Here is a 12,847-nt window from a genome sequence, read left to right as displayed (position 1 = left end):
CGTCGCGGTGGCCAGAGTTACCCGGGCCCTCTCCGGCGACGCCTTCAGGCGGTGTCAGCCTCAGGGCGCACGCGGTCTCGTCCCGGCGGCTGATCCCCGGTGGCCAGGGCGTTCTTAGGATCATCACGGGGACCGCTGACCGGCGGGCGGGGGCGAAGCCCTCGGCAGAACCACGAATGATCAGGGCGCGCCTTGCGGCGCGTGAGAAGAACGGACCGACGGGGACCGGTGGACGACAACATGACACTGCTGGATGTACTGCTGGGCGCGGTCCGTGAGGCTCCGGGGCAGGTGGTCGTCCATGTGCGCGGCGACGGCAGCGAGTTGACCGTCGCTCTGCGCGAACTCCTGGACGATGCGCTGCGCGTGGCCGGCGGCCTACGGGAGGCCGGTGTCGCGCCGGGGACCTGTGTGCCGTTGCTGGCCGATCGCAGCGAGGACTTCCAGCCGATGTTCTGGGGCGCGCTCGCCGCGGGTCTCGTCCCCGTACCGCTGGCTCCCGATGCCCGGCGCGCCCTGCCTGTGTGGGAGCACCTGGGCCGGCCGCCCGTCGTCGTGGACGCGGCGACCGCTTCCGTGGTGGCTGAACTCCCGCGCGACGCACGCTCCCTGACGCTCGATGTGCTGCGGCGGGGGCCGGCGCTGCGGGAGCCCGTCGTCGCCGGGCCGGACGAGGTCGCGTTCGTGCAGTTCTCCTCGGGGAGCACCGGCGCGCCCAAGGGTGTGGAAGTGACCCATCGTGCGGTGCTGGCCAATCTGGAGCAGATCCGGAAGGCCTCGGCGCTCGGCGCGGACGACGTCGTGGTCAGCTGGATGCCGTACTTCCACGACATGGGGCTCATCGGTACCCATCTCGCCCCGCTGGCCGCCGGGGCCAAGCAGGTGAAGATCGGTCCGCTGTCGTTCGCCAAGCGGCCCCGGGTGTGGTTCGAGGTGGCGGACCGGCACCGGGCCACCGTGCTCTCCGCGGCCAACTTCGCCCTGGCACTGGCCGTACGGCGGGTTCCCGACGAGGTCGTCGCCCGGCTGGATCTGTCTGCCGTGCGGCTGATGCTGGTGGGTGCGGAGCCGATCGCGCCCGCCGTGTGGCGCGAGTTCGCCCGCAAGACACGCCCGGCGGGGCTGGATCCGTCGGCCGCCCAGCCGGTCTACGGGCTGGCGGAGGCGACGCTCGCGGTGACGTTCCCGCCGCCGGGGGAAGTGGCCGAGCCACTGGTCCTGGACCGTGCCTCGCTGAGCCGGGGTGTGGCGGTGGACGCCGTGGTCGGCGAGGGGGCCGCGGCGGGCGGGAGCGCCGTCGAGCTGATGGACGTCGGGCCTCCGGTGGCGGGCTGCGCCGTGCGGATCGTCGACGACGGGGGCGCGGAGCTCGGCGACCGGAGGGTCGGGCACATCATGGTGCGCGGCCCGCAGCTGGCCCGTGGCTACCACGGTCTTCCCGGCGTGAGCGCCGAGACGTTCGCCGACGGGTGGCTGCGCACCGGCGATCTCGGTTTCCTGCGGGACGGGCGGCTGTGCGTGACGGGGCGCCACAAGGACGTGCTGTTCCTCAACGGTCGCACCTTCCACGCCCCGGACATGGAGGGGGTCGCAGCGGCCACCCCTGGGTTGCCTCCCGGTGCTCCTGCGGTGATCGGCTCGACCGATCCCGTGACCGGTGGGGAACGCGTCGTGGTGTTCCTCCCGTGGGCCCGGCCGCCGGGCGGGGCGGCGGAGGTGCTCGAACGGGTCGCCGCCCGGGTGCGCGAGGCGCTGCTCCACGACGATGTACGGGTGCTGGCCCTGCCTCCGGGGGCACTTCCCCGTACGACGAGCGGGAAGCTGCAACGGCAGCGGCTGCGGGAGCGGTTCGAGGCGGGTGACTGGGGGACGGGGGACGTCGGTGCCTCCTCGGCCGGTGGCGGGGGTGCGTCTACGGAGGCTGGCGGGGGCGCGGCTTCGGCCGGTGCCGGAGCCCCTTCTCCGGACGGTGCGGGGTCCGCCTCGCCGCACGGTGCCGGGGCCGCGTTTCCGGATGGTGCCGGGCCCGCCTCGCCGGATGGTGCCGGGTCCGATTCCCCGGGCGGTGCCGGGTCCGCCTCGCCGGTACCGGCGGAGGCGCCTCGGTCGCGGGGCGAGGCCGAGCAGGTCGTACGGGACGTGTGGGCGCGTGTGCTGGGGCTGCCCGCCACCTCGATCGGGCGGCACGAGCCCTTCGGGAGCCTCGGAGGGACGTCGCTCAAGGCCATGGAGGTTCTCGTGACGCTGGAGGACGCCTTCGGCGTGACGCTGCCACCGGCGGTTATCCGTGACCACGGCACCGTCGCCGCACTCGCCGGCCATCTGGTGGCCACTGTCCCGGCGCGCCCGTCAGCCACCTCGCAGGGCGAGCAGCCCGGAGAAGCTGCCGGGGCCGGTACCACGGCTGCGGCAGTCATCGGGATGGCGTGCCGGTTCCCGGGGGCCGACACACCCGACGCCTTCTGGGACCTGCTCATCGACAGGCACGACGCCGTCGTCCCCGTACCGGACGGGCGATGGGACGACGCCGTCGTCCCCGTACCGGACGGGCGATGGGACGACGCCGGGGCCCCGCCGACGGCTCCCCGGAAGCGCTGGGGTGCTCTGATCGACGACCCCGCCGGTTTCGACGCCGAGTACTTCGGCATCGGGGAGGAGGAGGCCCGGGCGCTCGATCCGCAGGCGCGGCTCTTCCTCGAACTCGCCCATGAGGCCCTCGAACGCGCCGGTTACGCGGGTCCCCGTCGGCGCGGCCGCAGGATCGGGGTCTTCGCCGCCGTAGGGGAGAGCGGCTACCGGGAGGTCCTGGACCGGGCCTCCGCCGAGGGGTCCTCGCTGCCCGCCGCGCTCACCGGGAACCTGCCCAGCCTCGTGGCCGCCCGCGTCTCCCAGTGCCTCGACCTCGACGGGCCCGCGCTCGCCGTGGACACGGCCTGCTCATCGGGGCTGGTGGCCCTGCACCTGGCGCGGCGCAGCCTCCTGGAGGGCGAGTGCGACCTCGCCGTCGTCGGCGGGGTCAACCTCCACCTGACGTCGACCGGTCACCGTCTGCTGGAGGAGGCACAGGCCCTCTCCCCCACCGGCCGCAGCCGCGCCTTCAGCGCCGACGCCGACGGCTTCGTGCCCGGTGAGGGTGGTGCCGCGATCGTCCTGACGCGGCTGGACGCCGCCCTTGCAGCCGACGACGCCGTGCTCGCGGTGGTCCGGGGCACAGCCGTCAACAACGACGGCCGTTCGATGAGCCTCATGGCGCCCAACCCGCTGCGGCAGCGCGAGGTCATCACCCGGGCGTACGAGGCGGCCGGTGTCGACCCCGCCTCGGTGACCTATGTGGAGGCCCACGGAACGGGCACGGCCGTCGGGGACCCGATCGAGCTGCGCTCGCTCGCCCACGCGTTCCCCGTACGGCCCGACGGCGTACCGCGACTGCTCGGTTCGGTGAAGTCGAACATCGGGCATCTGCTCAACGCGGCCGCTCTGCCTTCCCTGGTGAAGGTCGTGCTGGCGCTGAACCACCGCAGGCTTCCCCCGTCGTTGCACCACACCTCTCCCTCGCCGGGTCTCGCGCCCGCCGGTTTCTCCGTGGTGACCGAGGCGCGGGAGTGGACCGCTTCCGGGCCCCTCGTGGCGGGCGTCAACGCCTTCGGTTTCGGCGGTACCAACGCCCATGCCGTTCTTGAGCAGGCTCCGCCCCGCGCTACTCATGCTCCGTCCCGCGCCACACAGGTTCCGCCCCCACCCTCGTACGAGGGTGGGGAAGCCGGGCCGCATCTGCTGACCCTGTCGGCCCGCAGCGCGGCCGGGCTGCGGGAGACGGCAGCGCGGCTCGCCGCCCATCTGGACGGCCACCCGGAGCTGGACGAGGGCGATGTCTGCCTGACCGCGAGCACGTCCCGGGACGACGGTCCCCACCGGCTCGCCGTCGTCGCGGACGGTGACCTGTCCGCCCGGCTCACCGCGTCAGTCCCGGGAGGAGAGGGTGTGGCTCGTTCGCGACCTCGTCTCGTCTTCCTGTTCCCGGGGCAGGGCGTGCAGTTCCCCGGCCGCGACCGGGCCCTGTACCGTACGGCGCCGATGTTCCGGGACACCCTGGACGAGGCGTCCGCCCTCCTCGGGCCGGTGCGTGGGCGGCCTTTGACTGACTGGGGGCTTGATCCGGACGCGGACTGCGGCACCCAGGCCCTGACGGAGGTGGCGCAGCCGCTGCTCGTCGCCTCCGGGGTCGCGCTCGCCCGCCAGCTGCGGGACTGGGGCATGCAGCCCGACGCGGTCGCCGGGCACAGTGTCGGGGAGATCACCGCCGCCTGTGTCAGCGGGGTACTGACCCTCCGGGACGCCGTACGGTTCGCGGCCGAACGCGGCCGTCTCATGGGCTCGTTCACCGAGCCCGGCGCCATGATCGCCGTCCGCGGGGGCGAGGAGGCCGTCGCGGCGGCGGTGGCCGGGGCGGACGGTGACCTCGCCGTGGCCGCGTACAACGGTCCGGGCCTCCAGGTCCTCTCCGGTTCCGTTTCCGCGGTCGAGCGCGCCGCCGGCGATCTCGATGCCCAGGGCGTTCCCGTACGTCGGCTGCGGGTCACCCGTGCGTTTCACTCACCGCTCATGCGGCCCATCGCGGAGCAACTCGCCGACGCGGCGCGTGCGCTGACCCTCCATGAGCCGTCCGTCCCGCTGATGAGCACCGTCACCGGCGAGTGGCAGCCGGTCCTCGGGCCGGAGTACCTGCGCGACCACGCCCTGCGGCCGGTGCTGTTCGGGGCCGCCGTGGAGCGCCTGGCCGGGGAGGGGTACGACACGTTCGTTGAGGTCGGGCACGGCGCGACCCTGTCGGGTGCGGCGCGCGCGGCAGCGGCCACGGGGGTACGTCACGGGGCCGATCCGGACGACAGCTCTGCTGGTGGGCCGTGTGCGGCCGCATCGGAGGGAGCGGTCTCCGGTGACGTGCTGGCGCTCCCGGCTCTGCCCGGCAATTCCCACGACCGTGAGCCTGGCGGTTCCGGCGACAGCACGCAGCGCGGTGACGGGCGCGGGGCGCTCCTGGAGACCATCGGGCGGCTGTGGTCGCGTGGTGTGCCGCTGGATCGTGCCGCGCTCGACGCCGGCCACCACCGGGTTCCGTTGCCCGCCTACCCCTTCCAGCGCAGGCGGTACTGGGCTGATCCGCCGGTGAGCCCGCTGCTTCACCGGGTGCTGTGGGAGGACTCCGTCCTGCCCGCAAAGTCGGCGTCGGCGACGGCGACCATGTGTTCCGTCCTGTTGACGGGTCCTGACGCCTCGTCCGTCGGCCGGCTCGCCGGGCAGCTCGCCGCCGAGGGAATCCAGGTGCACACCGGGGGCGAGGAGCCGCCGGACGCCGTGGTCCTGGTGGCCGGTCCCGCGCCCGGCCAGGAGGACGCCGACGCACTGGGGCGGGCTCAGGAGACCGCGCTGGCCGCCTTCGGTGTGGCTCTCGCCCGGCTCGACGAGACACGGGCGAGCCGGCTGCTGGTACTGACGGAGGACGTGCACACCACGGGGGCCGCGCCCGAGCGGCCGCGGCCCGCCCATGCGGTGCTGGGCGGGCCGCTGCTGGCGCTGCCGCAGGAGACACCGGGCTGTTCGGCCACCGGCGTCGATCTCTGTTCGCTGGACACCCCCGCCCAGCGGCTGGCGGCCGTGCTCGCCGAACTCCGTGCGGACGGCACGCCGGGCCGGGCCACCACGGTCGCCTGGCGCGCGGGCCGCAGGCTCACCCGGAACATCTCGCCCCTGGCGTCCAGGGACACGGTGGCGTCCCCGTTGCCGCCCGACGGCACCTTCCTCATCACCGGCGGCGGTGGCGGGATCGGGGGCGCGCTCGCCCGGGACCTGGCCGGAAGGAGCCGCCCCACGCTCGTACTCGCCGGGCGCTCCCCCCGTCCCCCCGCCGGACTCGTCGAGGAGCTCCGGGCGCTGGGAGCCACCGTCCACTACCGGGTGGCCGATGTGACGGTGGAGCGGGACGTGGACTCGCTCCTCGCGGGACTGCCGCGCCTGGACGCCCTCTTCCACGCGGCGGGGGTGGTCCGTCCCGGCACGCTGCGGAACAGAAGCGCGGACGGGACGGCCGACGTCCTGGCCGCGAAGACCCGGGGAACGCTGCTGCTCTCGCTGGCCCTGCGGCGGCACGGGCTCGACCCGGCTGTCTGTGTGGTGTTCTCCTCGGTCTCCGCTCTCCTGCCCGGACTGGCGGGTGCGCTGGGCGACTACGCGGGGGCCAACGCCTTCCTCGACGCGTTCGCCGCGTCCGAGCGGCGGGCGGGCAGGCCGTGGCAGTCCGTGAACCTCGCCGCGTTCGCCGGTACGGGCATGGCCGCCGCCCTCGGCACGGGTGGGTTGCCGGGCTCCGCCCCCGTGCAGCGGCCCGGAAGCCGGCCGGTGGCCACCTCTCCCGCGCTGGCGGCGCTCCGCACGGCATGCGCGGTCGATGCGGCGCAGGTGCTGCTCGCCGATCTGACGCCGTCGTCCGCGAGCCCGGAGCTGCCGGCGGCCGGGAGGGGATCAGGCGCGGCGTCGCTGCCGATGCTGCCTCTGCCGATGTCGGGTGCGGTGCCCTGGTCCGTAGCGGATCGTCGGCCGGAGTCCCTGCCGATGGCCGACGATCCGGCACTGAGGGCGGGCGCGGACACCTGTACGCAACCGGGCACAGGTACCGCCGCGTTGTTGCGCCGGCTCCTGGCCTCGGCGTTGCGGCTGCCTGCCGCCGAGATCCCCGACGACGCACCGTTCCTCTCCCTCGGCCTCGACTCGCTCGCCGCCGTCGACCTCGTACGGCAGCTCGAACGGGAGCTGGGCGCAGCCCTGCCCGCCACTCTCTTCTTCGAGTACCGGACCGTCCGCGAGCTGGCCGCGCACCTCGACGCCCCGGCCGGTCCGCCTCCGGCCCACCGGGTGGTCCCCTCCCCCGTCGCGGACGGCGTGCCGTTCCCGCTCACCCCCGTGCAGCTGGCCCTGCACACCAGCGGCCGGCTCCACCCGGACATCCCGGCCCACGGCTTTGTCCGCCAGACCGTCCAGGGGCCCCTCGACAGCGAACTCCTCGGCCGCGCGCTCACCGCGCTCGCCGACCGGCACGCCATGCTGCGGGTCCGTATCGAGAACGGCACGGACGAAGGCAGCACGGGCGGGAGCGGCCGGGCGGTGCCTCGGCAGTACATCGCGCCGCCCACCGTCCTGTCCGCCTGGTACGAGGTGCGGGAGCGCCCCGGCCCTGTCGAGGACCTCGAAACCGCCCTGCGCAACCGGCCGTTCGACCTCACCGCCGAGCCTCCCATACGCGCGGTCCTCGCCCGGGAGAGCCCTGACCTGGCCCATCTGGTGCTGGTGATCCACCATGTGGCCGGCGACGGCTACAGCCTCAACGTCCTCGCCGAGGAACTCTGGTCGCTCTACACCGCCCTCGCTCAAGGGCAGGAAGACCCGCACGAGCCGTCGCTGCCCGCTCTCGGCACCGACTTCGCGCGGTACGCCGCCGCTACCGCCGAGGAGCGTTCCTCCACGGCCGGTGCCGCGGTCCTCGCCGCCGACCTGCGCTACTGGTCGGACCGGCTGGCCACCCGGGGCGAGGTGCTGCGACTGCCGTACGACGGTGACCCCGCCGCCCTCGCGTCCGCTCCCCTGGCCTCCCGTCAGAGCGCCCTCGACGCACCGCTGACCGCCGCGCTGGAAGAGCGGGCCGCAGCGCGTGGCGTCAGTCTGTTCCACCTGCTGCTCGCCGCCCATGTGCGCTGTCTGGGCCGGTGGAGCGGGCAGCGCGAGGTCGCGGTGAACGTGGCCCGCGCCCGGCGGGATGCCCGGCTGCCGGGTCTGGACCGGCTCGTGGGGCCGCTCGCCGACACCCTTCCGCTGCTGTGCGCGACCGATCCGGACGAGTCGGTGGTGGATCTGGCCGAGCGGCTGGGGCAGGTCTGGCCGGAGAGCGAGCGGCATGCGGCGCCCACCAGCCTCGATCTGGCCCGGCTGCTGCCGGAGAGCCCGGTCGGGGCCGGGCCGCGGACGGTGAGCCCGGCCGGCTTCAGCTTCGCCCGCTTCCCGGCGGCTCTGGACGCGCGGTGCCCGGTGACCGTGCGGCCGACGGCGGCCGGGACCGGCACCCCGGCGACCCGCCTCAGCCTGCTGTGCTGGCAGGACGGTACGGTCCTGCGCTTCTCGTGGAACTACCCCGTCCACCTCTTCGACGCGGCGACGGTGGCCCGGCTGGACCGCGACTTCCACGCCGAGCTGACCGCCCTTGCCGGGGCCCGGACCGTACGCGCGGAAGCAGGCTCCGCCACGATCGCGGGGCGGCTGCTCGCGCAGTTCCGTGCCACCCCGGACGCGGTCGCCATCGACACAGGCACAGACTCAGGCACCGGCACCCTGACGTACGCCGAACTCGACCGTGCCTCCCACGCGCTCGCGGCCCGGCTCGTGGCCCACGGTGTCACTCCGGGAAGCCTGGTCGGGCTCCTCACCGAGCCCGGCGCCGACGCCGTCGTCTCGGTCGTCGCCGTCCTGCGCACCGGCGCGGGCTGGGTGCCACTGGACTCCGGCCACCCGACCGCGCGCCTGGCGGACCAGCTCGCCCGCTCGGGCGCCCGTACGGTGCTCTGTCACGCCCCCACCCGTGCGGCGGGCGAAGCCCTCGGTGACGTCACCCTGGTGTCCGTCGACGCGTCGATGCCCGCACCGCAGGGGTCTTCCGACGACCCGGTCGTTCCCGTCGACGCGGATTCGACCGCCTATGTGATCTTCACCTCCGGGTCCACCGGGCGGCCCAAGGCCGTGCCCATCACCTACCGTTCGATGGAGAACTACCTCTCCTGGGCCATCAGCACCTTCGGGTACGACGAGCACGACCGCCTCGCGCAGACGGCGTCGCTCTGCTTCGACGCCTCCGTCCGCCAGCTCCTCGCGCCTCTGCTCGTCGGCGCGACCGTGGTGACCGTGGGCCGGGACCTGCTGCGCGACCCCGATCTCCTGCTGACCCACGTCGAACGCACCCGGATCACCGTGTGGAGCTCCGTACCCACCCTCTGGGAACAGCTCCTCAGCGCCTCCGAGGAACGGGTACGGCGCGGCGCGCCCCGGCCCGGCCTGTCCTCGCTCCGGTGGATCCATGTCGGCGGCGAGGCCCTGTCGCCCGCCCATGTGCGCCGCTGGTTCGATCTGTTCGGCAGCGGCCAGCACATCGCCAACCTGTACGGCCCGACCGAAGCGACCATCAACACGACCTGCCACATCATCCGCGCCCGGCCCGGTGACGACGTACGGACTCTGCCTATCGGCCGTCCGGTGGCCGGGACGGAGGTCGAGGTCGTCGGCCCCGGCGGTGAGCTGCGGCAGCCCGGCGAAGCCGGTGAGCTCCTCATCGCCGGGATCGGGCTGACGCCCGGATACCTCGGCGAACCGGCCCTGACCGAGGCCGCGTTCACGTTCCGGCGGGGTCGACGCTGGTACCGCAGCGGCGACCGCGTACGGGCCGCCGAGGACGGCACCCTGGAATTCCTCGGCCGCCTGGACGACCAGGTGAAGGTCCGTGGCAATCGGGTCGAGCCGGGCGAGATCGAGGCCGTGCTCCAGGCCCATCCGGACATCACCCAGGCCGTCGTCCTCCTCCAGGACGGCCGCCTCGCCGCGTTCGTGACCCCGAGACGCGGAGCGTCCGGCGCGGACCCCGTGGCGCTTCGGCTGCATCTCGCGGAGACGCTGCCGCCGTACATGCTTCCGTCCCGCATCACTGCCGTCGGCGGGATGCCGCTCACCGGCACGGGCAAGATCGACCGACGTCAGCTGCTCGCCCTCCGGACGGGTAAGCGGACCGAGGGCGGAGACGAGCCGGTGGAAGCGGGCGCGGTCCCGCGTACGGCGCCCGTCACACCGACCGAGGTCCGGCTTGCCCGTATCTGGTCCGTGCTGCTCCAGGCCGACGACGTGTGCCGTGAGGACGACTTCTTCGCCCTGGGCGGCGACTCCCTGCTCGTGCTGGAAGTGTTCGCCCGGCTGGAGAAGCAGGGCGGGCCGCTCCCCCGGCCGACCGTGATCTACCGTCACCGCACCCTGGCCGCCCTCGCCACCGCCGTGGACGCGGCTGAGGCACCGGACGCGGCGGACACGTCGGTCCCGGAGCCGGCCGTGAGCGTTGCGGAGAGCGCGGGGCCCGCGCCCTTCCCCCTCACCCCCTCCCAGCGGGGCTTCCTGCTGGCCGAGGCCATCGCGCCGGGTTCGGCGTCGTCCTGGCTCACGCGACTGCGCCTGCACGGCGCGCTCGACACCGCGCGGTTCCAGACCGCGGTGGACACCCTCGTCGCACGGCACCCCATGCTGCGCACCGTCTTCCCCGCCGGGGCACGCCCGGCCGTGCAGCAGGAGCTGCCGCCGTCACTGCGCCTGCCGGTCGACTTCGAAGCCCTCACCGGCCCGGATCAGCTGGAGGAGAGGGTCGCCGCCGAACGGGCGCGCCGCTTCGAACCCTGGGCCTGGCCCCTGCTCCGTCTGCGGGTGCTCGCCCTCGCCCCCGACGATCATGTCCTCGTGGTGCACGCCCACCACATCATCGGCGACGGCTACAGCGCGGCGCTCCTGGTCCGGGAGCTGACGACCGTGTACGACGCGCTGCCCCACGGCGAGGATCCGGCCCTGGCCCCGCTGCGCAGCACTTTCCGCGACCACGCCGCCCAGCTCGCCGTACGGGCGGACGCGGACGCCGCAATCGGCCCCGGCACACCCGCCGTCACGTCGGCGCCCGCGCGGGGCGGCAGCCGGTGGGCGCCGGACGAGGACAGGTGGGCGCGGCTGAGCGCCCCCTACCGACTACCGGAACTCGGCGGCGGCGGTCAGGGCACGGCGAGCCCCCACATACCCTTCCGCACCCACGGGTTCACGATCGAGGCCGACCGGGTGGAGGAATTGCGCGCCCTGGCCTCCCGCACCGGAGCCACCCTCTACGCCCCCGTGCTGACCGCCTACTACCGGGCGCTCGTGGCGGCGACCGGCCAGGCGGATCTGGTGCTCGGTCTCGCCGTGAGCGGCAGGGACCACTCCTTGCCGGACGCGCACCGGGTGTTCGGCCCCTTCGCCACGGCCGTGCCCCTGCGGCCCGCCGGCCCGGGCTCCGGGCGGTCCTCCGACGCGGACTTCGAGGATGATCTGCGCCGGGTCGTCGCCGAGGCCACCGCGGCGCAGGTCCACGACGGCCCCGTGCCGGCGCTGCCCAACGGGCTGCCCCTGGCCTCCCAGTTCTTCTTCACCTACCTGGACTTCTCGGCCCTGGGGCCGGAGAGCGGGCGGACGCTGACGGTCGGCCGGCAGGACGGCGGGAGCGAGTACGCGCCGCCTCCGGTCGGTACGGATGTGTTCCTGGCGGCCGCCCTGGACGCCGGGCGGCTACGGCTCACCGTGCGCGCGTCGGCGGCGGCCTTCACCCCCAAGGCCCTGGCCGTGCTCGCGGACGGGGTACGGGACGGGCTGACGCACGCGGTGGCCGCGCCGGTACCGGGCCGGCGGCGCGCCGGGAGCCTGACCGCGCCGAGCCCCAGCGGGGCCGGGCAGGAGCAGCGCATGGATGCCGCGCTCATCGGCTACCTGCCGTCCCCGGCCCACCTCGCCCGGCTGGCGCGGCTGCCGGAGGCGGCGCTGCCGCGCGAGGAGTTGCGTACCCTGCTCTTCCCGGACGGGCGGCCACGGCTCCTGGAAACGCTGAGCACCCCATTGGGGCGTTCGGGCTTCGTGTGTGTCCCGCTCTTCGCGGACGAACTGGCTCCCGGAGACACCCTGCTCGGGCACACCGCACGCGGCGTGGACCTCGCCTCGTCCCTCGGTGCCCGGTCCGTCTCGCTCGCCGGGATGATCCCCTCGCACACCGGTTACGGATTCGACGTCCTGCGCGCGATCGGCAGCACCGGAACCGCCGGAACCACCACGGCCGTGACCACCGGCCACGCGGCGACCGTCGTCTCCGTCGTCAAGACCGTCCACGCCGCGCTCGATGCCACCGGGCAGGAACTGGGCGCTCTCACCGTCGCGTTCGTGGGGCTCGGCTCCATCGGCTCCTCCTCCCTGGAGCTGCTGCTCGGCCAGGCCCAGAGTCCGCCCGCCCGGCTTCTGCTCTGCGACGCACCGGGCAGCGGCCCACGGCTCAAGGAGCTCGCCGACCGCCTCCGGGAACGCCGTCTCGCCGATGCCGTCGACGTATACGAGTCGGACCGGGGGCTTCCCGACGCGGTGTACGGGGCCCGCCTGATCGTCGCGGCCGTCAGCGGTGGCGGCACTCTCGTCGACGTCGACCGCCTCGCACCCGGTACGACGGTGGTCGACGACTCGTTCCCGCACTGCTTCGACACCGGGCGCGCCCTCAGCCGGATGCGCCGGGCGAAGGATGTCCTGGTGGTCGGCGGCGGGCTGCTGAGCATCGGGACCGTCGAACGGCAGGTGGCGGACGGGCTTCCGGCGGCCGCTGTGGCCGGTTATCTCGCGCAGCCCTCGCTGCCGGACACCATCGCGTCCTGTCGGCTGGAGTCCCTCCTCCATGCCGCCGGAACGGACGTACCGCTCGTTCGCGGTCCGGTCGGTGCGAACACCGGCCTGGCCTACTGGGCTGCGGCGGAAGCCACCGGAACGCGCGCCGCACCACTCCATCTGCTCACCCACGCCATCGACATGGATACGGCCCGACAGATCCCGCACCGGGCATTCCGGGAATTCCGTGAATGAAACGTAAGAATTGTCTCTCCCCACCTTCCGCACGACGGGAAACATCCGGATGAAACCCCTCCGGAAAGCCGATTCACTTTTCGACACCACTCCCTCCGGAGAAAAGGCGACAGAGTCGCACACCTCCACCACCGACATT

1 protein-coding gene is annotated in these 12,847 nt (G+C 74.1%); it reads left to right on the top strand.

Translation table 11 applies throughout. The features are described from left to right. The first annotated feature begins 228 nt into the window (after positions 1–228). Positions 229–12,708: an amino acid adenylation domain-containing protein gene (locus ACK8N7_RS36270; RefSeq protein WP_500445352.1), complete on the top strand. Its 12,480-nt coding sequence runs from the start codon at positions 229–231 to the stop codon at positions 12,706–12,708. The last annotated feature ends 139 nt before the right edge of the window (positions 12,709–12,847 follow it).

The sequence above is a fragment of the Streptomyces griseobrunneus genome (assembly GCF_046713465.1).
Lineage (GTDB): Bacteria > Actinomycetota > Actinomycetes > Streptomycetales > Streptomycetaceae > Streptomyces > Streptomyces microflavus.
Note: the sequence above shows the minus strand (reverse complement) of the source record. Positions and strands in the feature narration are given on the sequence as shown.